Annotated in this window: 25 protein-coding genes; 24 read left to right on the top strand and 1 reads right to left on the bottom strand. The window is 45.7% G+C overall.

The window, feature by feature from the left end; translation table 11 throughout:
- Positions 1–54 precede the first annotated feature (54 nt).
- On the bottom strand, positions 55–177 hold the full coding sequence (locus PV407_RS05010) for a hypothetical protein (protein WP_332088792.1): 123 nt from the start codon (positions 175–177) through the stop codon (positions 55–57).
- 317 nt (positions 178–494) lie between these two features.
- Between PV407_RS05010 and PV407_RS05005 the strand changes: the two genes are divergently transcribed.
- The 24 genes from PV407_RS05005 to PV407_RS04900 all read left to right on the top strand — a co-directional run bounded on the left by PV407_RS05005 (position 495) and on the right by PV407_RS04900 (position 25,831).
- Complete coding sequence (locus tag PV407_RS05005) at positions 495–1,091, top strand: hypothetical protein (protein ID WP_332088791.1); 597 nt, start codon at positions 495–497, stop codon at positions 1,089–1,091.
- Positions 1,075–1,377, top strand: coding sequence for a leucine-rich repeat domain-containing protein (locus PV407_RS29510; protein ID WP_442951624.1), 303 nt, complete (start codon positions 1,075–1,077; stop codon positions 1,375–1,377). Before PV407_RS05005 ends, PV407_RS29510 begins: the two co-directional genes overlap by 17 nt.
- A gap of 4 nt (positions 1,378–1,381) precedes the next feature.
- Entirely contained in the window at positions 1,382–1,834 is a 453-nt protein-coding gene (locus PV407_RS05000) for a hypothetical protein (RefSeq protein ID WP_332088790.1), read from the top strand.
- A gap of 143 nt (positions 1,835–1,977) precedes the next feature.
- A complete protein-coding gene (locus PV407_RS04995) occupies positions 1,978–3,633 on the top strand; it encodes a stalk domain-containing protein (protein WP_332088789.1) in 1,656 nt (551 codons plus the stop codon).
- A 248-nt stretch (positions 3,634–3,881) separates the two neighbouring features.
- A complete protein-coding gene (locus tag PV407_RS04990; protein ID WP_332088788.1) occupies positions 3,882–8,936 on the top strand; it encodes a hypothetical protein in 5,055 nt (1,684 codons plus the stop codon).
- 373 nt (positions 8,937–9,309) lie between these two features.
- The gene (locus PV407_RS04985) at positions 9,310–10,119 is read left to right on the top strand and encodes a hypothetical protein (protein WP_332088787.1); all 810 of its coding nucleotides are present in this window, start codon (positions 9,310–9,312) and stop codon (positions 10,117–10,119) included.
- Positions 10,109–11,038: a DNA adenine methylase gene (locus tag PV407_RS04980; protein ID WP_332088786.1), complete on the top strand. Its 930-nt coding sequence runs from the start codon at positions 10,109–10,111 to the stop codon at positions 11,036–11,038. The genes PV407_RS04985 and PV407_RS04980 overlap by 11 nt, the downstream gene beginning before the upstream one ends.
- A gap of 679 nt (positions 11,039–11,717) precedes the next feature.
- Positions 11,718–11,891 carry a hypothetical protein gene (locus tag PV407_RS04975; RefSeq protein ID WP_332088785.1) on the top strand — a complete coding sequence of 58 codons (174 nt, stop codon included), beginning with the start codon at positions 11,718–11,720 and terminating at the stop codon, positions 11,889–11,891.
- A gap of 21 nt (positions 11,892–11,912) precedes the next feature.
- The gene (locus PV407_RS29505) at positions 11,913–12,131 is read left to right on the top strand and encodes a DUF5348 domain-containing protein (protein WP_442951623.1); all 219 of its coding nucleotides are present in this window, start codon (positions 11,913–11,915) and stop codon (positions 12,129–12,131) included.
- A gap of 24 nt (positions 12,132–12,155) precedes the next feature.
- Positions 12,156–12,677 carry a hypothetical protein gene (locus PV407_RS04970; protein ID WP_332088784.1) on the top strand — a complete coding sequence of 174 codons (522 nt, stop codon included), beginning with the start codon at positions 12,156–12,158 and terminating at the stop codon, positions 12,675–12,677.
- A gap of 59 nt (positions 12,678–12,736) precedes the next feature.
- Positions 12,737–13,420, top strand: coding sequence for a hypothetical protein (locus PV407_RS04965; protein ID WP_332088783.1), 684 nt, complete (start codon positions 12,737–12,739; stop codon positions 13,418–13,420).
- A 15-nt stretch (positions 13,421–13,435) separates the two neighbouring features.
- Positions 13,436–14,113: a hypothetical protein gene (locus PV407_RS04960; protein WP_332088782.1), complete on the top strand. Its 678-nt coding sequence runs from the start codon at positions 13,436–13,438 to the stop codon at positions 14,111–14,113.
- A 995-nt stretch (positions 14,114–15,108) separates the two neighbouring features.
- A complete protein-coding gene (locus tag PV407_RS04955) occupies positions 15,109–15,852 on the top strand; it encodes a hypothetical protein (protein WP_332088781.1) in 744 nt (247 codons plus the stop codon).
- 45 nt (positions 15,853–15,897) lie between these two features.
- Positions 15,898–16,713, top strand: coding sequence for a class B sortase (locus PV407_RS04950; RefSeq protein ID WP_332088780.1), 816 nt, complete (start codon positions 15,898–15,900; stop codon positions 16,711–16,713).
- 252 nt (positions 16,714–16,965) lie between these two features.
- A complete protein-coding gene (locus PV407_RS04945) occupies positions 16,966–17,508 on the top strand; it encodes a hypothetical protein (RefSeq protein WP_332088779.1) in 543 nt (180 codons plus the stop codon).
- A 14-nt stretch (positions 17,509–17,522) separates the two neighbouring features.
- Positions 17,523–18,113 carry a hypothetical protein gene (locus PV407_RS04940; protein ID WP_332088778.1) on the top strand — a complete coding sequence of 197 codons (591 nt, stop codon included), beginning with the start codon at positions 17,523–17,525 and terminating at the stop codon, positions 18,111–18,113.
- A gap of 194 nt (positions 18,114–18,307) precedes the next feature.
- On the top strand, positions 18,308–20,044 hold the full coding sequence (locus PV407_RS04935; RefSeq protein ID WP_332088777.1) for a GLUG motif-containing protein: 1,737 nt from the start codon (positions 18,308–18,310) through the stop codon (positions 20,042–20,044).
- 281 nt (positions 20,045–20,325) lie between these two features.
- Complete coding sequence (locus PV407_RS04930; RefSeq protein ID WP_332088776.1) at positions 20,326–21,276, top strand: amidoligase family protein; 951 nt, start codon at positions 20,326–20,328, stop codon at positions 21,274–21,276.
- Between the two features lie 48 nt (positions 21,277–21,324).
- Complete coding sequence (locus PV407_RS04925) at positions 21,325–21,885, top strand: gamma-glutamylcyclotransferase family protein (RefSeq protein WP_332088775.1); 561 nt, start codon at positions 21,325–21,327, stop codon at positions 21,883–21,885.
- 83 nt (positions 21,886–21,968) lie between these two features.
- Positions 21,969–22,238, top strand: a complete 270-nt coding sequence (locus tag PV407_RS04920) for a hypothetical protein (protein ID WP_332088774.1) — start codon at positions 21,969–21,971, stop codon at positions 22,236–22,238.
- A gap of 548 nt (positions 22,239–22,786) precedes the next feature.
- A complete protein-coding gene (locus tag PV407_RS04915) occupies positions 22,787–23,227 on the top strand; it encodes a hypothetical protein (protein ID WP_332088773.1) in 441 nt (146 codons plus the stop codon).
- A 38-nt stretch (positions 23,228–23,265) separates the two neighbouring features.
- Positions 23,266–24,171, top strand: coding sequence for a hypothetical protein (locus PV407_RS04910; RefSeq protein WP_332088772.1), 906 nt, complete (start codon positions 23,266–23,268; stop codon positions 24,169–24,171).
- Positions 24,164–24,820 (top strand): DUF3883 domain-containing protein, encoded by a 657-nt coding sequence (locus tag PV407_RS04905; protein WP_332088771.1) that lies wholly within the window; start codon positions 24,164–24,166, stop codon positions 24,818–24,820. Before PV407_RS04910 ends, PV407_RS04905 begins: the two co-directional genes overlap by 8 nt.
- Positions 24,821–25,171: 351 nt before the next feature.
- Positions 25,172–25,831, top strand: a complete 660-nt coding sequence (locus PV407_RS04900) for a hypothetical protein (protein WP_332088770.1) — start codon at positions 25,172–25,174, stop codon at positions 25,829–25,831.
- Positions 25,832–25,959: the final 128 nt, after the last annotated feature.

Below are 25,959 nucleotides of genomic sequence, written 5' to 3'. Positions count from 1 at the left end.
TTTTTCCCCCATTCGAGGGGACACCTAAACCGTTGTTGCAAGACACATTATATTTCATTTTTGCTCACCGTCCAGTTGCTTTTTCAGCCAAAGCAAAAGAACAGTCTGTAACTTCTGCTCACCCTCAAACTGCCGATCAACAATTCGAAACTCTACTTCATTCTGCAGCTTACGCACATGTATCACTCCATCTCGAGAGATTTGGAGAGCGCATCTCCGCCACATGTGCTCCAGATGAAATAAAAAATACCGAATGAAATTTTTGACTGCAGATAACCGAGTCAAAAAATTCAGACTTAAGAAAATGGCCGCGGCATAAATAGCCGTTGCCTTTTCCTTAAGTCTGATTTTTTTCACTAAGAGTCTACCTGATATATGTTCGCCAGAAATATTTTCAAACCCATGTTAGATGACCTTCCCAATTACTCAGAAAAGAGTTAACATATTACACCGATTGTTTAATGCGGTAAAACGATAAAGTCAGGAGGATTAATATGGAGATTATCGAGTTTCAGGACAAAGGATTTGAAAATGCGGTTCGGGATGAATTGGGGGTTACGGATGAACCGCTAACGACTAAAGACATCGATCAGTTACGAGGATTGTTGATCTACTCGGCAGTGGAGGAGCTTGAACAAGTTCCTCGGGCAATTGTGGGTTCGGGGTTTCAAGTATTCAAACCGAGCATAAGGTTCAATGTTCGGGCTTCGGCCAATGGAATGTGGGAAGCGGACTTGAAAAATTTCAATCACTTGAAGGCGCTGTATTTGTATGCAAGGACAACCGACCTCAGTTTCCTAGGCAATTTTAAGGAACTCAATGACTTGCATGTTGTTGGTACCCACAACAAGGATTGGTCATTTATATCTGGGTTAATCAATCTGCGCTCCCTTTTTATTAAAAAGGCTTCACTTCACGACTTAGAGGTTTTTCAAGAATTGTCAATCAAACAGGAGGAACTCGCTGCCCTATCAGACGATCCTTTCCTTTGGAGCCACAAGCTCGAGTTTGTTCGAATGGAATATTGCGGCATTCAGGACATCACCCCTCTTGCTAGCTTGATGGTTAGCAGAATTGGACTTATCCCATAACGCTATTTCTGACTTCAGTTCGGTTTTGGATCTGCCACTCTATTCTTTAACGCTCAGATATAATCGGCTGAGTGACTTATCTTTCATTGCCAGAGATCGTTGGCACTTGGACTATTTGGATGTGCGACATAACCAGATTGAAGATATTTCGCCATTCGTGCATCTCGTCAACTTGAGTAAATTGTTTGTAGGACATAACCCGGTCACCGACTTTTCTGTTTTGGATCAATTGTCTGTTCAGCAACATGATGTGGCTTCGTATAAGCCCAGAAGAAAGCGAGGTTAATTGAATGCCAGATATAGTTGGCTATTGGACTGGGGGTTCACTAGAACATATCGCTTGGGAAGATAACGCCATTGCTTTCATTGCAGAAGGCAGTGGTTATTACTTCTGGTTCAGCGCGGCGGAGTATGATTCCTTCCATCCGTTTTGTTGGAAGCTGGATGGAGACCGCCTTACGTTAACGTCGATTAGGGAATTCCATTTCCAAGGCGACGATCTGATTAAGCCCAAAAAGTTGGCGAATAATGTTGTCTGTTTCCCTTCCGACACCATTGAATTGCAGGTGATTCGGACAATTCGTGAAGGTGTTGGCGGAAGAGAAATACCTGTCTTGATATTCTCGCAGCCGTTGTTTTATTACACGCAGACCGAGTTTGGGTTTGATCGATCAGATGTTTTGGAAGTCGATTGGCATCGGCGGAAGATCGAGCAATTAAAGGAACTCGGCGCATGGGCATGAACTGCTTGTCGGAAGTCTAAATTTCATGTAGCTGATCAATGCTGGAATTGTTTTGAAGGCAGAAATATCTTTGTTGACCTACGAACTGAGTGCGAATACAACAAGTGATCTAGAAAGCCAATTCGCAAAGGAGGTCAATTCCGATGAACAAGAAGCCAGCAAAGCAAACACTCGGTCACGTCAAGGTTCAGATGAACTCCGTCTATACGCGCAGCAAGCCAGCCAAGCGGTCGTTCGCACTTGTCGTAAATGGGGTTCTCATGACCACCGCACTAATCGGCCAGTTAGTCCTCGGAGGGGGTTCTGCATTAGCGGCTCCTTCCTCCCCTTCCTTATCTTCTCCAATCGCCGCCGCGCAAAAGCAAACTATCCCCAGCGGATACGAGACGCATGTTTACGATGAAGACACCTATGTTTCCAACCTGAACATAGCGGTTGCCGCCCTGAAAGAAAGCGGCTGGAGCATTGAAATTGTGACTCAGGTGACCGATAGCTTGTCGGCCATCGAGGAGAAGATGGACGAAGGTTTCTCCTTTCAGGGAGAAAGTTTGCGAACAGCACTCGCGAACACAAAAATCGTTGTGACCATTCAAGGAGGCGACGGGTTGTCCGCGCTTCGCGGCCAGAGCAACACTCTCATGTCGCAAATAAACCGGATCAAAGAACGCTTGGACGGAACTTCAACTGGCCTAACCGGGAAAGGAAAGGTCATGGTCGAGTCTGTCCAAAAGAAAGATCCCGTTGTTGTGATCGATAATGTGGTGCAGAACTACCCGCAGCCGCCGATCATGATGAACGGCAGTGTACTTGTGCCACTTCGGGGCATTTTCGAGACCTTGGGCGCTAAAGTCGATTGGGACGGCGCAACCGAGACCGTCACCGCTACAAAAGGAAGCACGATGATCAAGCTTACGGTCGGCCAGAGCGAAGCTACAGTAAACGGGAAAACTGTAAAGTTGGCCATTCCGTCACAGAAGGTAAACGGCAGCACGATGGTACCGCTCCGTTTCGTGAGCGAATCACTAGGTGGAACGGTCAGGTGGGATGGCGCAACGTATACAGTTTTTATCGAAAGTGCTGTCGGGGGTTCTGGAAACACCAGCACTACCAATGATGTAATGCCAAAGGGTACAGTTTTACCCGCTGAACAAGTAAGGATCGTCGACATGGACGGAAAATTCATTGAGTACCGCAATTTTAAGAAACGTACCGTTCGTTACGGTCGACATGATTACGGCAGCTTAAATCAGTCGCAATACGATACGGTAATGAAGATCGTCGATAAAGCCGTTGCTGGGTTGGATAAAGTCGACATCTCGCAAGAGGAAATGTATCTGACCGAGTACATGAACGGAGCAAGATGGTCTGGTGATAAAGGTGACCGTTCGGAACGAAATAAGGGGTTATATTATACCGAACAGCGTTATGGAGAAATGGTGGCAGACGGCGTGAGCAAAGACGAGATTGTAAAAATCATCAAAGCGCGGATTCTTTCTACCCATCTGGTGGAGAAGGCAAAAGATATTGGTGAAGCACCATTTTCGGCTTACCAAGCGCTGATCGAGTTGAATCGCGGATGTGAATCCATATCACAAGTCGATTCTGCTGTATTCGATGTCTTGGGGTATAACACGATGATCTACGGCCCAGAAGGGCATGCGGAATCCGCCATTATGATAAATGGGAAATGGTACAACTTGACTGGTCTGCAGAGACTGCCGACTTTCGATCAATGGGAAAAAGACTTCTTCATTTTCGTTCAGCCAACGGATGGCTCCAAGATCACTCTTAAGCATTAATTAATCTGTTTAGCGGCGGAAATACGCCTTGAACTGAATATCTTGTTTCTTTACCAGAGTGATACCTGAGCGGTATCGCTCTTTTTGTTAGGTAAACAATGTGTGGATAAATCTGTGAATATTCGGGGGTTATTTCCTAAGATATTTTTTTGCGGGGGCAGTGGATTCCGGAGTGAATGTACTTTCATCAAGCACCGATGAAGCAAAGCGTCATAGGTGCAAACCAATGATTACAGGAGGAAAGCAGAATGCAAAGAATCATCAGCAGTCTGGCAGCAACGGTCTTACTTTTCTCGTTGTTCGCCACATCCGTATCCGCGGCGGAACCGACAGCCGGTAACGGTTCAGTCGATTCGCAAGTTGCAGCCGCTAGTGGAGCCGGGGGTTCAGAGTCCCTGTCCGGTCTACCCAGTCTTTCCACCGCCGCCACAGAGACCACAGCGACCACAACGTCCGCTCCGGTTGCACTCGACCGCTCCGACCGCACCGTAACCGATGGTTTGTATGTCGATGTGTATGCGCCAACGGGATGGGGTTCGGATTACATCCCGGAATTTACGTTGGAATTGTGGTCGGCACAGGACAACAAGCTCATCAGTACAGCCACAGGAAACAGCCAGAATTTCGAACGTAAGACGAACCGCTACCGGCTCGTCTTCAATCATCCGGGTTATCGTCTCGGAGATCGTCTGGTGCTAGTTCTCAGGAAAGCCGACGGGGTAATCGAAACGCTGACTTTCAGCGATGATATTCCCGAAGCGGATGGCGGTGTGACCCGGCATGACTCCAATGTAAAGGTCGGTACCCATTTTCCTTTCGCCATTCGCACGTTCGATTATTCAGAAGGCGATCAAGAAGACCAAACCATTCATGATTTGACGGGAACCAAGCTTCATCCGTTCGGAGCGATTATGCAGACCAACCCGAATCTGGTCGGTCTGCTCCTTAAGGACGCTTCCGGCGCGTTGCTTAAAAATGTTCCTGTCGAGGTCAAGTTGTTGGAAGGAAAAGGTTCGATGTCTTTCACTACCGATGACAGCGGCATGGTCTGGATCGACAAGGACAAGCTCACTTGGAAGTTCCTCGTTTCGTCTGCCGGAAGAAGCGTCAAGGATGGAGCCAACGGAAAGGCCGAAATCAGTTTGCCTACATCTGTCCTATCCGGCACATCGGCTAACGCAGTCGTATTCCCTGTCGTCTTTGAACAGCCGATTGCAAAATCGGGTTCGATTAGCGTCCATCTTTCGACGGAGAGTAACGTTGATATAAGCCAAACATGGTCGGAGGTTGATGTTACCCTTACGTCCTCCGAGGGGGTATCGAGTATTTATCCGCTGAATCTTAACAGCAAGACCATTGAAGGTGTGGCAGATGGCACATACAAGGTAACGGTCGATGGCAAGTACGCCGCGGCGAAGGCCAGTACCGATAACTTAGTCGTCTCAGCGGGTAAAGCCAGCATCAATATCGACCTGACACCAAAGCATCAGCTTGAGATCAGTAAAGGCGGCAACGACTACAACTTCTCGATCATGAATGTCGCGGCGATGGCGGATAAATCCTACCGAGGCCATAAATCGGAAACATTCGCCGTAACGCCAGGCGAGTCGTTTATGATCAAGGACAATGATACGGGCGAAATCATGACCGCCGCTATCGATGCAGGTTCCCCCATCACCAAAGTGGTATTGGGAGCCGGTATCGCAACCGGGGCCGGATCGTCGAGTCCGAAAACGGGAGATGTGCTTCCGTATCTTTGGTTGGCGTTCATCCTTTGTGCATCCGTGTTCGCTGGCGGAGTAGCGTTCCTTCTATATAAAAGGAAACGTACAAATTCTGCACTTACCCGATCCAGCCTGAGTATTATGCTGGTGCTGACTTTGGTAACATCGACTTTTTCATTCGTCGCTCCTTCGGGGGTTCAAGCAGCTTCGAGCGAAGCCAATGTAGGCGGCACACCCCCAGCGACAGGCGGCAGTTATTCTTCGACTCCAGCCGGATCGTTCCAAACTTCCGATTCGGTGGCGGTTTTGCAGGTTGGTTTCCTAATTGACGACGATCAGGTGTTGTCGGCAGACGCAACTGAATCGGACATGCAGAACGGATTCAACTTCAATAACGAGTCTATGATGTTCTACATGGCTCCGAACAAGACTTCGCACGATCTGTTCACCAAACCGGGTTCAGGGTTGGTGACGTTTGAACGCAGCGGCTCCAGCAGCAGGGTAAAAACGTTGTACGGCGACAATCCTTTGTATCCCGACAGTGCTCCGGGGGGTTCTCGAGAAGATTTGTTGAAACGCACTTTGCCTTATGCCAATCACGAGAACTCGACGATTTTAGGTTCCGATAACTTCTTTGTGAAGCTTGTTGAAAGAGCATTGTATCAGATGGCTCCCGGCAATCCGAATCGTTCCATATCCGGCACAGGGACGGAGCAAGTGGCAGGTGAAACGTTCCGTAAACTGCTGACGGACTATGTAGCCGACCAGAACAACTCCGGCATGAGTGACGAGGATAAAATGGACGCTCAGATTGCGGCCAGACTGATGTTTAAGGGATATCTGGACTTGGTCAAAGAGCGCGGTATTCTGTCGGGCCAGGCATACGACGATTTTGAATCGCGTATGCAGGAAGCCTTTAACCAAAACAAAGTGATTCTTAACTTGCAAACGGTTGTTGGAATCAGTGTTCGTGACGGTCGCAGCGCATTGGATCGGGAATATGCGTTCATGCCGATGCAAAATGCGGTCGATTGGTACTTGTGGGTTCGCCAAACGGCGCGGCCTAGCGACAATACGGTGCAAAGTTTGTCCGCATTACGTCAGGCCGAAGCAGTCGCTCTCGGGGGTGCATCATCCGCTGCGGACGCGGATCGTTCTCCGTACAAAGAAAATGGGAATCTCCCATTCACGTTCCGTTCCTATGCACGTGATTATTACGCCAAGACGTTGCAGCCTTCCAGCGAGAGCGTTCCGGTATCCGCTGATTACAAGGTCAACCCGTTCGGCGGATGGGGGTTCCAGCCTTGGGGATATGGCAGCGGGAAAGAAATGAACAACCAACCTGCCATTGATGCCGAGTTGAACGTCGTAGTTGTTGACCGCAACGGCACTTCGACAGGCGTTACCTTTACCGAGCCGGTGAAAGGCTGGACAGAAGACAGCAAACGTTATTTGTGGGATATTGCGAAAAACTCAGAGGAGCAAGTAATCCAGGGCAGCATGTCGGTTGAGCATGAAGGGAAAACCTATGATCTAGTTCCCGATACGAAAGCTCGTTTCTCGTTAGACGACAAGAAAGATAACGAGAACATCAACAAGTCGGAAATGACCAAACGCGCAAAGGGTAAAGACGGAACCGTATCCATTCCGGTGTCCGCTGAGTCTAGCAGTTGGGAGATCGAATTGGGTTGGGATAGTCCTGCGCCTGACAAACTGCATTTCTATCTAGGCGGCGACGGCAACCCGTTATCTTCAACGGAGAACAAATATAAAGGCATCAAGGAAAACGGCAAACCCGTTTATTCCAATGCGAAGTTGACGCTGTTCGTTAAAGCGGTGGAGGATAGTCCCGAGCCTATCGTATCGGGGTTCGAGGTTCCGCAATGGCGACTTTCTCAATATTGGGGAAATATCGCGGACAAAGGTGTGAACACGGCGAGATTCTCTCTCTCCATGCCGATTCAGACGTTTATCAATCCTAGCCTGTCGCCTTCTGGCAGCACAATGTTCCGACTGATCGATCCCGACTTGAGCAATGTAAAATGGGCAATGAGCAAAGCGAAGCTGGTGAATGATACGCCGATCAGATCGGTAACGCCATATTCGTCCTCGGCTTCCTTCAATGTGGCTGGCGACCTGCTGGCGATCCGGGATAACAGTTCGGTGTCGAACATCAAGCTGGCGTCGTGGGTCAACAACTTCAACCTGTTCGATGGGCGAATTACTGCCACAAGCATCGGCGCGGCGGAGGAATGGACGACCATGTATATGCAGTCTTTGTTCCAGTATGGCATTAAAAGTCCGGCAGACCGCTATACGTACAGCGAAACGCATTACTCCTGTAATTTGCTTGGCTGTACGCCATATCGCTGGTCAGGGGAAGCATCTCCGTCGTATCGTACTGCTGATTATCGTACTAAAGTGATGTTCAGGCGTTACGTGCCGAAGGACGATAACGCACTCCCTACATTCAACGCTCAATCGCAATCGCAGAATGGCTTATTCTGGCAAACGAAGCAAAGCGAGAAAACCTTCAAGGTTGATCCAGAAGTGTTGTACGCTTACTCCGATACTTCGGGCAATACCAGCGTTGCCTTTGCAGCCGGAGACAAGTTGCGGGAAATCAAGCCGGTTAGCTTCAGCATGGTACAGTTCGACAACGTCAAGGTAAGCCCCGAGGTCACCGGGGTATCGACAGCGACAGAAGCAGGCGCGAAGCAATTGGCGGCATCGCTAGGCGCGAACGGCAAACAAGTCATCTACAAGGACTCGGCGGTGACGGTCAGCGGCAAATCCGATGGCGACTTGAAGATCAGGAACTTTGCGTTGGATATCAGTAGCTCCGCTTTGAATAAGGCATGGAATTCTTCCGGCACATATAACCCGGACGAGATCAATCAGGGGTTCTTGAGCCAGTACGGTACGAAGGGCGACGACGGTAAATGGTCGATACCTCTTACGGTGGATGGCAGATTAAAGATCGGTGGCAAGGAATTCGGTGCGGTCACTTCCAACGGATCGGCTACAGAGGCTTCTACATCCCAGGTCGTCCATACGCTCGAAATTCGTGGAGGTAAGCTCGTCGGGTTGGATGGTAACAGGTCGGTTCAAACCATTGATCCCGATTTAAAGACCGCTCTGGTCAACATGAAAATCCTCAGCGACGATAACGTATTCGCCAACTTCGAGAAAAATGGTGGTGCAGCATTAAGCGAATCGTTGGTCGCCACACTAGGGAATGCGGTGCGGGGTACGAACGATCTTCATGTCGGACAAGGCTGGTATTCAGAGGATACTACGCAGCTCGTCGTTCGCGAGTACATCACGACGTTTGCTTTGCCGCTGGTGACGTATGCGGACAAAGTGCCGCTCGAGATCGAGGGTCTGCAAGTCCCCTCCGACAAGTCTCAATTCTTCAGCGTTGGTAAGCAGGGGTTCGTCACGATGGACTTCAAGCTGGCTAACCGTAATGAGGCGCATATGAAGGCCGATTCCTCGACCGGCGAATTTGCCGAAAAAGGTGTGAACTTTATCGCCTCCAACGTGAGTGTATTGGATTCCTTCGGAACGGTGTGGTAATCATGGTTCCAGATATAAATAACCTCGTATGAAAAAGATTGTCTCTATCAAGTTGGAGCAAAGCGTAGTGCATCAGCAATTCCGCACTATGTTTTGCTTTTTCTTTTGTCATTAATAACTGGATCGAGAGTACATTGATTGCCCAACCCAGTTAATGACGAATCGTTTTGGAAATGCAGCGTGCGCTTATTGAATAACCACCTGACGGAAATAGAGCTTCGCATTACAACATGCTAGTTGTTTTACAAGATATATCCAATTAGAAGCAAAAAGGATTCGAGAATATGCTTTCTTATTTCTACGAAGGCATTAAGCGATTGAGATGCCGTGCTAACTCCTGAAGTTCAAACGAGAACACAGGAGGATGGTTAAAATGGCTCATAAAACGGATGGCCAAGTAATATCGCTGACTCGTGAGAGGAAAAACAGGAAGACAATCCTGCAGGAAAAGTTAGATAAGCGATCACTTAACAAACTTTTAAAATTTGACTTGCTCCGGGGAAGAACCCGCAGATTTTCTTATAAGGCGTATCTCTTGCGTATTACCCCAAGAACTGATCAAGAGACCACGTTTTATTTCTTTCTTGATGAGTTGTCTGAAAAGGGAATCGAAAGTCCAGCAGATGAACGTGCTTTCAAAGCCCTTAATGTTGTAAGTCGCATTAGTCAACAACAATATCTTGAGCTGGTGTTACGCGCGAAAGAACTTCTTTTGAAAGGAACTTTTCAGGAAGTAGATGATTTAGATGCACTTTTCCGCCCAACAAGTAGTACCGAGGATGCTCGACAACGTCATCAAGAACTCGAGGAACATCTAGGGTATTGCATGTTCGATGGCCTTCTTAAGAGGATGACGAAATGCACGAAAGATGAAGCTGGAAAAGCCCCGTTTATTATTCTCGATAAGAAATCGTATATCGAAAAGTTTGGCGGTATAACAGTTGGAGTGCGGAAAGAAATCCTTGAGGAATTACTTTCAGACTGCCCTTCGCCACGAAATGCTGAACGCAATTTGGATGAACGGGTGGCGGAGTACCTTCGTGGAATGAGTTCGCTCAATTTGTGCATCCTGCCGCCATCCGGCCGTCTTCAGCAGCAGATCTACTTCAATGGGTTTCCTCTCAAACTCTATGTACTTCGTTTTCCAGATTTGACGAAGGAACTTGAGTCTTATGAAAAATAAAAACTGCTCCTTCACCGGGATGATGGGGAAACCCCTCTCTGTCATCCCTTATATCGGTGGCAAACACGGCCTAGTCAGAAATATTGTGCCGATAATTGTTTGGTGTGTCCAAAAGTACAATTTGTCTGGTTTTATCGAAGGAAATGCTGGCGGAGCAAGAACAACGCTGAACCTCGATCCCGGACTATTTAAACACAGAATTCTAAACGACTTGGACTACTCCTTATGCAAAATGTATGCAACTATTGCCGATGATGAGTTAGTCTATGAGTTGGTTGATCGGCTTAAACGCCTTGGTTACTCCCGAGAGTCGTTCGAATTGGCGCGGCAGAATCGTATGCGCGATTTCGAACTTTGTGACCAGGGGAGGATCGAGGAGACATCTGACTGGGTAACTGCCGCCGCGTACACGTATATTTGTGCAACACAAAGCATGTCTGCCAATATGAAGTCATTCAAGGATTATTACGGCATAAAAAAGTCAATGAAATACTTCGAGAAGGTTAGTCGACTGCCGCAGTTTCATCCGATATTATCCGGCATTGTGGTAACCTACAGCGACTGTTATGACTTGCTCAGTCAATATCGTAACAAACCTAGCTACTTTGGCTACTTTGATCCGCCGTATCCCCCTGAGACCATGCGAAGTTTGAATCATTACTCAAAAAATATGTCCACGGAGCAACACGAGAAATTCAGGGACTTACTTCGTGGTTCAGAATGCAAACTCGCAGTAAGTAGTTACGGAAGTAGTATTTATGATGAGTTACTCTACGATGGGTGGTACAGATACCTTTTGAAAATGAAACCTGTATCGTTAGGTAATACAGGTGAACACGCTGCCGAGTTCCTATACTGCAATTTTAAGTTGCCGCGTTTCTTGGAACGTAAAGTTACTCTCCCAATTTCCAAGGTCTAATCACACTATCCACTCTAACCACTACCCCGAATCGACTAATTGCGGTCGATTCGGGGTTCTGCCTTTACTGAAATGAAACTCGAGAGTATCAATTAACCGTAACAATCCGGCTATAAGAACACATCCCCTTCAATCTGCAAAGATGACTGACAGACAGTTGTCGCAAAGATGTCCTTTAAACACACTTTCGACGTGTATTTGCGTCATTTACGGCTCAAATTTGTCGAATCCTGTCGTTAACAGGGGTGTTCTCAGTACATCCTACACAATTTCCGCAGTTATGAGAACGATAAAGATATTCGGGTGTTTGTTCCTTGTGGTAACTCCAAAATTTATTACCCTCTCCTATGTCCATCGATCCGCTGACGGGGTTACTTCCTGTCGCGCCGCCGTCTTCGTTACGGGCGCTGACGCTTCGTTCTAGCCTTTGCTGGCTGTAATCCCCCTCGCTTCTCTCATTCCCGCGCTCACAGGGCTTTCTGTTGCGTCACGCGCTGGTCGCTCTTTGGTTGGTCGGTGGCGGTGGGGTTTCCCTGTGAAAATAATGCCCGTCTTTTTCTGAAAACTGCTTGTATTTACGCTTAAATGAAGCTAATATTACAACAACTTTCTAGGGTTATATGGTTAAAAAGTAAAATTAAGGGTTTTCTAAAGAGAAAAAACGGAGGAGATGGTCGTAATGCTGTATCTTTTTCTTTTTGTAGGTATTTTGTTCAGCTTTGTTAGCGGCATCACTTGTTTAGAAATCTCAACTAATGAATCTGCTCCACTTGTAGTTCGGAAAATCAGCAAATCGATTGCCGTTGCGATGGGCATCGTCCTTGCAATCTGTGTAATTGGGTCTGCTATTTAAGTGAGGAGGTACAGGTTTAACATGGGTTATTCAATGAGATATGACGATGGCCTAGATCGCTGGGTCGTTATCCTAGATGACGGCTCCGAGTACCCACTCCATTGCGGAGATGGTTTTAGCATTTATTTTTCAAATGCGTTTATTCGTTGCAGTATTGAATTTGGAAGGGAATGGTTCGTTTGCTTCGGCAATGTGAAGTTCAATCTCCGTAAGCAAGAGAAGTACCGGGTATTGATATAAATTTCCGAAAGGAGTTATCGGTTTATGACGCGATTTGGGTACATTCGCTGTCGGCGCAAGCAGGACTTCGATGAGTTTAGGGTTGTTTCTAAGGCAGAAAAGTTGTTCATCGATCTGGTTAACGAGATCGGTGAAACGGGGGGTAAAGAGTTTGAGGAAATGATGAACACTCTTTCTCCCTCGGATACGCTCGTTATTCGCTCACTGGGTGAGGTTGCTGACAACGTTTCTGATTTACGTTTGTTTTTAAGCACAATCCGAAATCTCAATGCAGAACTGGTATTGCTCGATTCCAGTAACAAGAGATTTTTAACAGAAGATAGCTTCGAGACGCTCTCATACATCAATGATTTTGTAGAAGAAAAGCAACGCGTGGATGAATTACGTCTTAGAAAACTTGGACGCAAGTTGTTGCCGTATCCAGATGACTTTCTACAGGTATATGGTGAGTATAAAGCCGGAACGTATAATTCTAATGACGCCGCAAAACGATTAGGAATAAACGCTCATCGTTTCAGGGAGTTAGTTCGTACCTTCGAAGCATAACGTTACAAAACACTTAGAAAAATTAGAAAAATTATAGAGAAAAGATGGAGGAGATCAACATGCATTTGGAAAAACAGTATGATGTAATTGCCAGTCAGAAAGACTGGGTTCCGATCAACAACCTTATTCGTGTCCGCGAAGGAATGACTCGTAAGCAAATGCGGATGGCGGAGTTGAATAATGGCAAGCGTATTATCTCTCATGGCTTTGTTCTATTGTCCTATAAGAATACCTCTTTGTTATTTCAATACTTAGAAGGAAAAGCCTTTCGATTTAACAATAGGTTTTATAAAGAGTTTATTGATCGTGAAGGCCGGAAAATAATTCTGGAGGATATCAGAACTGGAGAAAAACGCCTTGTCTATGAACAAGGAATTTTTCACCCAACATCAGGTGGATTTCTTCTTCATATTCATGAACGTTCAGGAGGAACCATTGATAACCCGCATAATTCTTACCCAAGCATTAAGTTAGGAAGTAAAGAAGAAGGTCACTTTGTTCCGAGACTCCATCAGATAGGCGCAATGCTTGGTTATGGTGAAATTGCACTGTACGCGCTTGGGGAGCAAGGCAGAATGTATGACATAAACCATATCGACAGGAATCATGATAACTTCAGATTGGACAATCTTGAAATTACCACTCTATCTGGCAATAAAAAACATGGTTGCCTTGTAAGAGAAGGTAAATCTGCTACGTATGTTCGCTACGAGCAGAGAGTAAAAGAACTGATTGGGTTTTAAGGAGGCTGAAGGATTATGAAGACATTCAGCCTTAACAAGACGTTTACCGATATCGAGGTCATGCAGGAGATCCACCCAGTCATAACACGACCGCTTAAAAGTGCAAAGGCTCGGGAATGGTTGACTGATTTTTGCCTAAGACCGATTGAAGGCAAGTCGAATGAGGGCAAGGCGAACGATATTGAGGCTTTTGCCGCAGTGTGTGAAAGGTTCACGTTTTACTGTAAAATCAGAAGTGAAATTGCGATGTTGAACGAAGATGAAGCAAAACGTTATCCGGATCGCTTATATGGTAAATCACTTCATGTGTTGAAAAGTTCGGATTCTTCGGAATCCTCGACTATCCTTGAAGACTTCGAAGTCATTTGCGAAATATACAGACTTGTTTCTGATTATCTTGCGGATGAAAAACAAATTGCACTCAACGTACTATTGTCCAGTGCCTTAAGAGGCACCCCGTGGGGTATAAAGAAACTTGTGAAACTGCTTGAGAGATATAATGACTTTGAAGAGTTGGCCACAGTGAAATATCTCTGGAAAGGCGGTAAAATGACCTTTTTTAGCCATCGAGTCTCTGCTTGGATGCAAGAGAACGACTTCAAAACTCTGATTCTCATCATTCTGGAAAACGAGGAGCTACTTGAGCGCTTGAATTTATCGGAGTTTGTTTCGCCAATTCGGCGGGTGTTTTAGTTGGAGACGACGATGAAGACAATGGGACAGATGGTCTGCAATTCGTTACAACAATCAGGGTTAAAACAGGTTCATTTTTCTCCACAATTGCCTTGCCGTCTATAGTTCTGCATCTTTTTGGTGCAGGCACAGAGTGGCGAGGCATTTTCTCTTTATACCGTCGTTCGATTTATGTTGTTTTATGCCCTTTTGGTTGATTCATATTGCAAACCGGCCTTCTATTCCATCATCCATTCCTTTTCCTTCCTCCGATACTGCCTTATAAATCTAGCTGAGACCGTTATAACTGTTGGTTAGCGTTTTATAAAAGTTGTTTAGTCTTTTATAAATGAAGGCCAGCGTCTTATAAAAGTTGGGCAGTATTTTATAAAACGAGATCAGTCGCTTAGAACAGTTCTTCATTCTTTTAGCAATTGTGAAAATGCGGTATTCATATGCAGACGATGATTCCCAATATGGAACAGTTGAGGTCGTCGATAAATCATGGATATCCCGGATAATGTTTATTGCGATGGCGTGAGTCACGAAATCGGCCAGCAGAGAGGTTTCCCTGCGCGTCATCCGGGGGTAAAAATCCTTTCTATTTATGTCAATTCAATTGGACTTCCGTCTTTTCAGCCCCAAAGCAGGAGGTAATTATCAGATAAGGTTCCTTCTTTAACAGTGCTGTTCGCATCTCGCCTTATCGGGATGCGGACAGCACTTTTTTATGAATTTCAGGAGCAAGAACAATAAATTCTCGACCTCGATCTACTCTAACTTGAATGCACGACTGAGAAAAAGAGGTCGGCTCCGTTTTAATCTTCATTTCTTCTGGCGTCAAAGGGCTGTTAACTCTTGGTTTTTGGAGAGGGGGAAGTGAAAAGTAAAATCCATTCCCCAGTTTTACTGGTTGGAATTTCTAAGTAATTGAACGAATTCTCGTTCTGGTTGTTTTCCTGCGACTTTGGTCGTTACCTATGCAGCTTATTTTTCTCGGAGGTGAATCAGAACAAATGGCAAAAATCATCTTCAAGCAGCTTCATGAAGCAGTTTATAACGCCAGAAGGAAATTGCAGTCAAACCCACTTGTTGATGGAGAAGCGAAACGGTTGGAGGAAAGTCGATACGCTGCTTTGATGGAAATCGCTGAGTATACGCGCACTCAGAAATTCCTTACTCACGAGTCTGTCAAGGAGAAAATCAGCTTCTTTTTCAACAGCAATTACAACTACAAGCTGACTGCCAAGCATTTTAATTGTCCGTTGAACAACATCGAGTCTACTGTCTCCTATGCCGGAAAATGTTTGGAGAAACGTATCGGCAAGGACACAGTTCGCCTGATCGAACAAGCGCAAACCCAGGATGCTTTGGACGCCGCCATGTTGCAATTTCACCTTGGAATCAATCCGACTGGCACCCAGAGCCTGTTTGTAGGCGATTTGAGTAAATGGTTCCCAGAGCCTAGCAATTTAGGGTTTCGGGATTTAAGCGAATTCCGAAAAGAAATGCGGTTGCTCTTCTTTTTCTCTGTTGGTTACTTCAAGGAGTGCTTCGCACATGTTGATCAAAAGCGTTTGGCTCATCTCCTCTATATTTTACAACCTAAGGAAAACGCGCATGTAATGGAGCGACAGGTTTTATACCGACTTCTTCAAGGAGAGTATCAGGATTTCGCGGAAGCTTGGGAAGCTTGGACATCTCTTGAAGAAAAGAGTCCCTTTGCAAAAGAAGAGGACACAACCGCAATCTCGCAATAGAACCAGTTGAAAATTTTATCAGTTTGAAACCGGAGGTGCAGTCATTTGGTTAAGCCGACGATTCGTAAATTCATTTTTTACGGCATGTTGTCCAGTTCATTGGTGCTACTGTGTTATTTCTCCTATGCTTTAGCATCATGGCATTTGGATGCAAAAGAAACTAACCAAATCCTTGAGGAAGTTCAGCAGAATACCGTATCGCCAATGCCGGTATCCGCACAATCGGCAAATATCGTCCCAGTCGAGGGTTCAAATGCTCAACCATTTCTGCCGGTCAATTTCGGCAAATTGTTGAAACAAAATGAGGAAACCGTTGGGTGGCTCAGAATCGGTTCAGTTGGCATTGATATGCCGATCGTGCAGACAACGGATAATGAATTTTATCTTAACCACGATTTTGACAAGAGGCCAAGTTCATTGGGTTGGGTATTTGCTTCCGCGTCAAGCAACATGAAAAATCTCGGTACGAATACCGTTCTGTACGGCCACAACCTTAGCAACAAAAGAATGTTCGGCAGTTTGAAGGGGTTGCTGACCATTCTTAAAGAACAGCCGGACTCGGGAATTATTCAGTTGACAACGCCTTCCCAGCAGATGGTGTTCAAAATCGTATCGATCTACGTCACGGATGAAGACGATATGCTTTACGTCGGGAACGGTACTCAGTTGCCTTGGCGAGAATCCTTCGTGGAGTACATCCGCGAGAAGAATCAAATCAAATCTATTGACAACCATCTGATCACGCCGCTGGATCAATATCTGACGTTATCGACCTGTTACGGGCCAGCCGGGACGACGAAACGGCTGGCTGTTCATGCTCAATTGGTGGCGGTTAAAGATAATTCAGCCGCCGCTGTTTAAACGAACAGAAAACTTGCCGTAAATGCTAGTTCGGGTTCGGTTTCCTTCAGGCATTTTTTATCGGACGCATGTAAAAACGGAAATGATTTACTACCTTTTGGAAGTGCAATGGGTTACTGAACCCGCTTGTACGACCATCCCTCCTTTCTTTTCTCTTTTATCCGTATGCGGCTCAAACGTCGCATACGGAACCTTTTTAGAGATGAGATGGGAGTATAAATCAGGCTTAAGTTGGGAAAGGAGGACGCTCACTTGAGCGAAAATGAGCGAAACCACCAAAAGAACAGTCGTAACCGGAACCGCTGGATCGGGGTCGGGACAATATTGATGATTACCGTCCTATTCATACTTCTTCGCAGTTGCCAACATGACAGCGATCCAGAGGATAAGAAGAAGCCCGTTCCCTTGCCCGGAGGAGGTGAAGTGCTGGACGGAGACCTGCCGCACATGTCCGATGAAGCAATCCGAGATTATCTGATACAAAAGCAGGACGCTTCGATGTTTACGGTGACGGTCAACTCGGAGGCATCCATTCAAAAGGGCAGCAAAACACTTCAGTTGATGGTGGCCAACCCGAAGCGAAATTCGTTGGAGTGTTATGTCGAGGTGATTCATGACGGTGAAACGCTGTACACATCGCCGCTGATGAAGCCCAAGCAGTACATCCAGAAGGCAGAGTTATCGAAGCCGCTGGAGGGTGGCAAGAACAAGCTGATTGTCCGTTACAATATCGTCCACCAAGGCGAAATTGTCGGGGTTCAGGAAACCGAAATTATGGCAGTAACCAAATCGTGAGGAGGATACGGTCAATGAGAACAAGCTTTTTTAAGAGAGTCATTTCTGCAGCATTGTTGATGTCGCTTGTATTCGGTTCGGCAGTCGCATCTGCTGATCAGCAGATCGATCCGGACAACGGTTCGACTGTGGATGTCGAAGGTACGGCCAGCGCAACGACCATCGTCGTGACCATGCCCACGGTCTTGTCGTTCGCGATTAATCCGAATAACGTGAAACCCTTCACTTCTGTCCCGGCAACCGTAGTCAATAGCACCTATGCGCCAGTTGATCTGCAAATCCTCGGGATCACATCGGCTAATGGCACCAATACCAAAGTGGTTGAAGCAACTTCTCATTCCGATCAAGAATGGTCGGCGTTGGGAAGATCTGCGACCACTTCGCAAATCGCACTTGGATTAGAATCGGTTAGCGGGACGCCAATTACGGTCTGGTCGGCCGCAGAAATCGACGGGATAACGCCTTCTGTAGCGGCTGGCACTTTTCCGCTCCAACCCGACAGTTCAGAGGAAATTCAAGTCGTCGCCAAGCACGGTAATGCTTGGGACGTTGCCAAGACGCTGAACTACAAGCTGTATGTACGCGTAACGTTGACAGAAGGATGATCGAAAAATGCAGTTAGCCACCGTTACCGGGATAATTCGGTGAGGTTTGGCGTTCAAAGGCATATTTTTAGTTATGTTTGATGAGTCAGTCTTACTTGTATCTATTAAAGATCGGTTGTTTTTCGATCAGTATCGATTTAATGGGAGCAGGGATTGACCCTGCTCTCTACTTTCAATAAGAGGATGGTGCGATCATGAATGCATTTTCGAAGATCATGCTTATGTCTCTATTAAGTGCCTTGTTGCTTTCAGTACTCTCTCCCCTTTCATCCTTCGCGGCTCCGGCCACACCACCCGGTTCCGGTACAGAATCTGATCCATACTTAATCAGTACGGTTGCGCATCTGAAATGGGTATCAGATGAAGTTACAAATCAAGCGAACTCATTTCAAGGAAAGTTCTTAAAGTTAGCCAATGATGTTGACGTTGCTGGATGGACATCGAGCTACCCCAGTTTTATTGGCAGCACCATGTACTCTCCGTTTAACGGAACATTCGACGGAGACGGGCATAAGCTGATAAATTTAACCAAGAATAACTTGTTTAACAACATGGCCACTGGGCTGTTTGCATACATCGGCAGCGCCGGAGTCATAAAAAACCTTGGATTAGAAAATGTAAATTTCAATACAGTTGGCGATAGAGTTGGAGCAATAGCCGCAACGAACGAAGGCACCATCTTCAACGTTTACGCTACAGGCTCTATTAGAGCGACTGACGGTACACAATGGTATGGTGTCGGTGGGTTGGTCGGGAGCAATTTGGGGTCGAGTGTCACGAATATTAAGGGAACGATTAGTGCTTCGTATTCTGCAGTAAATGTCCAAGGCAATCAAAGGGTCGGTGGGTTGGTTGGGTTTAATAGTGGCATCCTTTCGAATGTGTTTGCAAAAGGAGATGTCAGCGGTGTTTATTATGTCGGCGGCCTTGTCGGTCAAAGCTCTGGGCCGAGTTCAATCGTAAACTCGTATTCGACGGGGAATTTATTCGATAACTCTCCAGTTGGCAGTTGGTCAGGCGATCATTATTTTGGAGGGTTGGTTGGCGGAACCGAAGGAGGTTCGTCGGAACTCGATGCATCTCATGCTTACTGGAATATGGATACATCTATTATCGTCGAAGGGGTTCAGCAAAATCCAAAGTTAGCATTTGGGAGCGGAGATTCAGCGGGTATAACGGGGAAAACAACAAGCGAGATGACCTCTCCAGTGTTCGCTCAATTATTAAATGCGAATCGAAGTCTCTCAAGTGTGGAATGGGTTTCTACTAGCAGTGTAAACGAAGGCTATCCGCTCCTTGCTCTTGCAAGTACAGGCGAACCAAGCGGTGATCCGGGCGGCAGCGGAGGTACAGGAGGTTCCGGTGAAAATACTGGCGGCGGTACTGGGGGTTCTGGTGACACCGGAGGCTCTGAAGGTTCCGGCGGAATCGGCGGCACGATTGGCAGTGGTGTTACCCAAGATTTCGATATCGTTGGAACGGTGGACGCGACATGGATTATCGTAACTGTGCCGACTACAGTTAGTTTTGCAATTTTACCGGACGCGGCAGACAAATCTTTTGTCAGCGCTCCATTTCAGGTTATGAACCAGTCAAACGCGCCGATTGATGTGAAGTTTCTCGGCATGCATTCGACAAGTCAGACATCAACTAAGGTTGTAAATGCGGGCAAGTACTCCGATCAAGGATGGTTAAAGCTTCCCGCGTCTAAATCATCGAGCGAAATCGCGCTTGGTATTAACTCAGATGGGAAGACGATCTGGTCACCTGCTGAAACCGAAGATCAAGTCCCGGATACTGAGGTGGGATGGATCAAGCTTGAACGACAGGGAACGAAAGAATTGAGTTTGGATGGCAAGCATGGTCGAGCGTTTAATGAATCCAAGGTTATGAGCTATCAAATGTTTCTTCGTGTCGGACTTGCAAGCTAATCCCAAGAGACGTTCTTCTCTCCCCTCAATCCGAGGGGTTTTTTATTGCCCAAAAAGGTTTTCCTGATTGGGATGATGACATTTACTTCCTGTACCAAACACATCGATATGGATGAGGGTGATCATGAAATCGTGTGTTTGCCTAACTAATTTTCAGACCAGCATTAACACAAATTTTTCGCAGAAATTTTTCAAAAACCTGCGAGAAAGCCTTCACTTTTTCTGAGTGGCTGTACAACCAACGTGGGGAAATTTGCGTTGGTTGGGAGGCTCAGAAGGGGTTGGTCGAATGCAAAGAACTTAAATTTGGTATCGAAATCGAGTTTACGAGAATCAATCGAGCGACAGCAGCGAACGTGATCGCAAGGCATTTCGGAACATCAGCTACACAGGTTGGTGGTTGGGGTTTCGACAGTTACGAGGTTAAAGATCAACAGAACCGAATTTGGAGAGTCGTGCGAGACGGCTCTGTCACAGCACATCGCTTAGAAAATCATCGGGTGCAGATCGCGACAGACGATTACAAATGCGAGTTGGTTTCGCCCAGGCTAGACTATGAAGACATCCCCACACTGCAAAAAGTAGTTCGTGAGCTTCGCCGCGCCGGGGCAGGAACAAACAGCAGCACGGGAATCCATGTCCATGTCGGAGCCGAACGCTTTACTCCGCAAAGTCTGCGGGTATTATGCAACATCGTGTATGCCAAACAACACTTACTGTACAAAGCCGTACAGTGTCGTTCGAGTCGTCAGAATCGGTTTTGTCAACCGCTTTCTAACGGGTTCATCCAACAGTTAAATAAGAAGAAGCCCGCGTCTTTCGAGGGGTTTGGAACTGTATGGTATGCATCTGTCGACTCTGAATCGCCAATTGATCATCGCTATCACGATAGTCGATACTGCATATTGAATCTCCACAATCTTCTTTCTGGAAGATTCAAAACCGTGGAGTTCCGCCTTTTCAACGGCTCTCTCCATGCGGGAGAAGTCAAAAGCTATGTTCAACTCAGTTTGCTGATCGTCGCCCAGGCATTAAGCCAACAACGTGCGACCAAACGAGTCACCGTCGCGCATAACGGAAATGACAAATATGCCTTTCGCGTTTGGCTACTGAGGATGGGTGCGATCTCCGATGAATTCAAAACCATGCGTCATCATCTGCTAAAGCCCCTAGAAGGGAACTCAGCTTGGAGAGATCCAGCAGTTCAGACGCTGGCAGAAACAGCGGACTGAGAGTAAGCACTTGAGTGAGTACCGATTCTAATATGAAGGGTGAATGGTATGCAAAAGTCAAAACTGTATGCCGCTTATGGAAGTAATATGAATCTGATCGGAATGTCGGTTCGTTGTCCCGAGAGTCATGTAGTGGGTCACGGCTATATTGATAACTTTACTTTGGAGTTCCGCTATTACGCCAACATCGCGGAAGCTCCCGGACAACGCGTGCCGGTTGTATTATGGAGAATATCAGGGGCTGATGAAGTCCGGTTAGATCGTTATGAAGGGGTACATATCGGTCTTTATCGTAAAGAAATCCTGACAGCCCGGATTGAGTCGTTGTACGAAGATGATGAACAGATTGGCGAATTAAAGGAATCGGATGAGGTTCGAGTCATGGTCTATATCATGAATCCAGACACAAGACCGATAGAGCCGCCCGCTCTTTCCTATTACAACACAATCCGCGAAGGATACGAGCAAATCGGGATGAGTAAGCGGCCATTGGCAATCGCAGCAATCAAAGTTGGAGCCACGTTCCCAGAACTGGATGTTGAAGCTGACGGTGAACATGAGGGTATAAGTACGCCGCGGCGGAATAAGCAAAGGGGCAAGAGATTCTAGAATCTGCACGTTGTTTTTATGTCAATATACTTGGATTACGCAAATGAGCGGCGCATAATTGCGTTTTGTGGAGGTAAGTATTCATGCGGTTAATGAAGGTTATGACCGTTGGAGTGAGGCGAATCGGCTGTTCCGATTGGGATTTGTCCATCTCGATCATCAATAGGTTGTTCGAAGATAGCGAGTATTTTATTGTCTTTCAGAAAGTAGATGGTAAGACCATAATAACGGACGGCAATGACAAACATCTGGTGACGGTGGACAAGCCGCTCTTTTCTGAAACAGTATGGGCGGTTTATGGCGATGATGGTAAGGTTCAGTATTACACGTTCATGCTCCCCGATGAGCATTGAACTAATTGATGTATTTCACGGGAGTTCCGAAAACTTTTGCAGTTTGTAAGTTCCTCCCCCCATCTAACTTCGACCGGCTCAGGGTTAGCTGTAAAATTTGCATAGTTGATCAAGAGGTGTCGTGCAATAGACGGCACCTTCTTTACTTGGGTTCAGGGCCGTCGAAGATATTTTTTCGTAATGATTGAAGATGCTATCGTTTCAGTGGATGCTAATAATTTCGTCTGGAGTTGAACACAGAAATAGGATACATAAAGTACAGGACAGGACGATGTCAATCAAAAGAGTAAACAGCAAAGTCGACAATGTTGAGCGGATCAGGTAATGCAGAACTAAAAGGCAATACCTGATCTGGAGTCAGGAGAGCCCTTTTCATTGTCGGGGTTCTATCCTCTCTTCCCTCTCTTCCCACAACATCCTCAACGCCCTCATAGACCACAGCTGGAATGTTCCCCCAAATAAGGCCGAGGTGCAACTTGTTCATAAAAAGGATTGAGCAGTAGTGCAATCGAAAATAAGTACTGATCAATTCTTCAGGAGGAAGCCGAATGATTCCGATATATTGTGATGTTTCATCAATGGGCAACTTTAAGAAAGATCTTGTCGAAAGTGAAGAGTATGCTTTGTTCTATCCAGGGTCAACAGGATTTGATGACCCAAATGAATTCTTTCTTGCACTTGTTAATAAGAGATATAAGGATATTAAATTCGGCGTGCATTGGTTTGCGCTTAGAAAAGGCAATTCAGATAAAATTGAAGTAATTGGGAAAGAGCAATTGGATGGGGCAGAGGTTACTGAGTTCTGGGAAAAAGAACTTAGTGACACAAAAACTAAACTATACCTTCCATCGACTGAAAGCCAGAAAGATTTAGACATTGTTAATCGTATACGGGAACAGAGGATTTCAGGCGAGCCTAAAACATCATTTATAAAGATACGTCTTGATAAAGATAACGGAAGAATTGTTGTTATCGGTTTAGACCAGTGACAAAAATAATCCAGTCCAAAGTGGAAGGTCAGTAGATTATGAATACGAAGAGCAAAAAGAGGATTCCTAGGAATGTAAGGCTGAGTGAACTAACCGAAAATAACCGTAAATGGTTCTTAGAATTCGAACGATGGCTTATCAATCACGAAAAGGGCTATTCAAAAGGTTCCATCGACCAAATGAGCAACGTGGCGTTGAATTTTTTACATGCATGTGAAGATAAAGATGTGAACCTACTGGGCATTGATGAAATTCGTCCATTCTTTGAGACGGAGCGTGCATCTACTGGAAATACCAGGATTAACCATATCATAAACTTGTACACATTTCTATCAGAGAAAAAGTTGTCTACACCCTTTGAGGTAACTGAGCTAAACCAATATTTAGTCGATAGCAAGGCACTAAAGAAAGATTCCGAAGAAGGCGCAGCAAAGGCGTTAACCATAGAAGAAATCATCTTAATCCGTAGTTTCTTAAAGAACGATTTTAAACGCCTGCTTACTTTTGAGCTTGTGTATCAATATGGGCTAGAATTGGAAGAACTAGCTCAATGTAACGAAGAAAGCTACGACTTCCAAACTCATTCCTTCTCCATAAAGGATAAAGACAACAGAGTAGTTCCGATATATGTAAATGAACGTATTCATGGGATGATTATGAAGCAACCCGGTATTATAAAAGAGGTTAAAAAATATTCATATCAAGAACGTCTTAAAGATATCGGCAAGAAGCTTGAAGAAGTCGGCTTAATGGACAGACCTATTCGATGGATGGATATTGATAAGACTCGGCAAACCAACTTCTTCCGATGCCCTAGCTGCCACAGACTTTACGAGAATACGCCTGATAATTGGGCACTTATTCAGTATGAGACAGATGAACTGAATACAAAATGGATAGTGTGCAGAAGCGTTTGTGCGAAGAAAGGAATTCGTCATGAGTAAAGTGACGATATATGACTTAGAAGCCGCACTTCCGTTGTATGTGCTCGACGTACTGGTGAAAGGTTCTTTGGAAGTAGAGATTGGTCAATTCGAAACAGACCTTGGAGAGCGCCAAGGTAAACTAGAACAAGAAAACATACATAAAGACATTGCGGATGAAGATGACCCGATACCGGATTGGGTGAAGCTATCAGCTAAGACAGGTCGTTTCGGTGAACTGATTGCACTTTCTTATTTACAGAGATCATTTCCCGGAAATGTAGAGCCAGTGTGGAGTAATGCCAAGATGGGTTACGATATTGCAGTTAAACGCAACAATTTGCTTCACGCTTATGAAGTGAAGACGACATCGAATAACAATAACAAATTTTACATCACACATAATGAACTTAAAGTTGCCGAGAAACTGCGAGATTGCTATCATATTTTCTTTATCAAAATCGATTCCGAAGAGAAAACCATTACAGGATTCATACTTGATAACCCTATTGAAACGCTTAGTATCAATTTTTCTGACCTGACAAAGGTAATGAAACTAGTACATATCGATTTATCAGTAGATCGGTTTATTGTGAATATGAACGAGAATTTTGTGGCAAGCTTACGTGCCATATCGTTATTGGAGTATATTCCGATGGATGAGCATTGAAGGAGCGGTTTGCGAGTGGCATCGGTCACGATAACTTTCGGAAAACAATAGTTGAGTTAATCGTCTTCCCGTGGAGCAGATTAATTTGGATCAAAGCACGAAAAAGCTAGTACGAAACTCGTAAATCGAGTTTTATACTGGCTTTCTATTTCTTGCTCGCAATATTTCGATATTCGTTAGCCATATAGACTTTCTTTTTGATAGTCTAATTTCAACTTGAAGTACCCTTAACATGGATGCGGTAATCGTTGACCGTCCAAGGAATCCTGTCCTTCCTCCTGCGGGGTTCTTGATCCGGCAATCAGCGTTCCGCATCCTGTCCAGCTTTTCATAGGATATGGGGGTTCTGCCATGCACACATATAACTTCACCGAGCTCGGCATTGACCTGACTTTTTCGCCAGTTATCAACCGGCACAGCGATATTATTGCTAACGAAGCAACTTTAACTCTCGAAGATTCAACCCTTATCAAGCACTTCCCCACATCCAGACTCAACGAAGTCCAGAATCAATTAGATATGTACTACAAACGCCTTGCCATTGAGTCCTACTCCGGCAATGTTCCTTTGATTCTTAGCACCAGCGAGTGGCATCACAGGGGTTCTGCATCTGCGCCGCGGCCATTTTTTTATGAAATTACCGTCTTTTATCAATCAGTCTGGGTAACTTTATACTACTATGAACCGACTAGACGAATCTCATCAAAGGAGATTCCGATACGGAAAATTGGACAAGGGCTTCAAGCGTTACCGTTGTTAATACAAACAGCAAATCCAAGGTTCATCATTTTATCGCGGCAGTTCTCACATCAGCAGAATCATGCCGAGATTGTAACTGCCTATTCGAGAGTTCTGGAACATCTCTGCGAACTAGGCATCGAGGTTATTGCATCTGGTGTTTCGACCAGAAAGTTAACGTGGTTCCCCGCTCCTAAAGGGTTACTTACGAACAGTTCCGTATCTGGTGGCAGTACTGCCCTTCCGTCTCCTTCCCCATTGGAGTACCGCTAGAATACTACTAGAGGAAATTTGAGGAAAATCCCTCGGTGGTGTAAAATTTATTCGAGTATCTCGAAATATGTTGCAATTTGCGTTCAACAAGCAGGAATGAGTCATATTTTGTTAAAGTAGATTCAGAG

The organism is Paenibacillus sp. GYB003, from assembly GCF_036577625.1.
GTDB lineage: Bacteria > Bacillota > Bacilli > Paenibacillales > NBRC-103111 > Paenibacillus_AB.
Note: the sequence above shows the minus strand (reverse complement) of the source record. Positions and strands in the feature narration are given on the sequence as shown.

Bases quoted from the DNA above. Each gene is read 5' to 3' on its own strand.
- PV407_RS04995 (WP_332088789.1), top strand. From the start codon at position 1,978: ATGAACAAGAAGCCAGCAAAGCAAACACTCGGTCACGTCAAGGTTCAG.
- PV407_RS04960 (WP_332088782.1), top strand. From the start codon at position 13,436: ATGAAGACATTCAGCCTTAACAAGACGTTTACCGATATCGAGGTCATG.
- PV407_RS05000 (WP_332088790.1), top strand. From the start codon at position 1,382: ATGCCAGATATAGTTGGCTATTGGACTGGGGGTTCACTAGAACATATC.
- PV407_RS04905 (WP_332088771.1), top strand. From the start codon at position 24,164: ATGAGTAAAGTGACGATATATGACTTAGAAGCCGCACTTCCGTTGTAT.
- PV407_RS04925 (WP_332088775.1), top strand. From the start codon at position 21,325: ATGCAAAAGTCAAAACTGTATGCCGCTTATGGAAGTAATATGAATCTG.
- PV407_RS04980 (WP_332088786.1), top strand. From the start codon at position 10,109: ATGAAAAATAAAAACTGCTCCTTCACCGGGATGATGGGGAAACCCCTC.
- PV407_RS29505 (WP_442951623.1), top strand. From the start codon at position 11,913: ATGGGTTATTCAATGAGATATGACGATGGCCTAGATCGCTGGGTCGTT.
- PV407_RS04985 (WP_332088787.1), top strand. From the start codon at position 9,310: ATGGCTCATAAAACGGATGGCCAAGTAATATCGCTGACTCGTGAGAGG.
- PV407_RS05005 (WP_332088791.1), top strand. From the start codon at position 495: ATGGAGATTATCGAGTTTCAGGACAAAGGATTTGAAAATGCGGTTCGG.
- PV407_RS04900 (WP_332088770.1), top strand. From the start codon at position 25,172: ATGCACACATATAACTTCACCGAGCTCGGCATTGACCTGACTTTTTCG.
- PV407_RS04915 (WP_332088773.1), top strand. From the start codon at position 22,787: ATGATTCCGATATATTGTGATGTTTCATCAATGGGCAACTTTAAGAAA.
- PV407_RS04970 (WP_332088784.1), top strand. From the start codon at position 12,156: ATGACGCGATTTGGGTACATTCGCTGTCGGCGCAAGCAGGACTTCGAT.
- PV407_RS04975 (WP_332088785.1), top strand. From the start codon at position 11,718: ATGCTGTATCTTTTTCTTTTTGTAGGTATTTTGTTCAGCTTTGTTAGC.
- PV407_RS04955 (WP_332088781.1), top strand. From the start codon at position 15,109: ATGGCAAAAATCATCTTCAAGCAGCTTCATGAAGCAGTTTATAACGCC.
- PV407_RS04990 (WP_332088788.1), top strand. From the start codon at position 3,882: ATGCAAAGAATCATCAGCAGTCTGGCAGCAACGGTCTTACTTTTCTCG.
- PV407_RS04965 (WP_332088783.1), top strand. From the start codon at position 12,737: ATGCATTTGGAAAAACAGTATGATGTAATTGCCAGTCAGAAAGACTGG.
- PV407_RS04940 (WP_332088778.1), top strand. From the start codon at position 17,523: ATGAGAACAAGCTTTTTTAAGAGAGTCATTTCTGCAGCATTGTTGATG.
- PV407_RS04910 (WP_332088772.1), top strand. From the start codon at position 23,266: ATGAATACGAAGAGCAAAAAGAGGATTCCTAGGAATGTAAGGCTGAGT.
- PV407_RS04920 (WP_332088774.1), top strand. From the start codon at position 21,969: ATGCGGTTAATGAAGGTTATGACCGTTGGAGTGAGGCGAATCGGCTGT.
- PV407_RS04935 (WP_332088777.1), top strand. From the start codon at position 18,308: ATGAATGCATTTTCGAAGATCATGCTTATGTCTCTATTAAGTGCCTTG.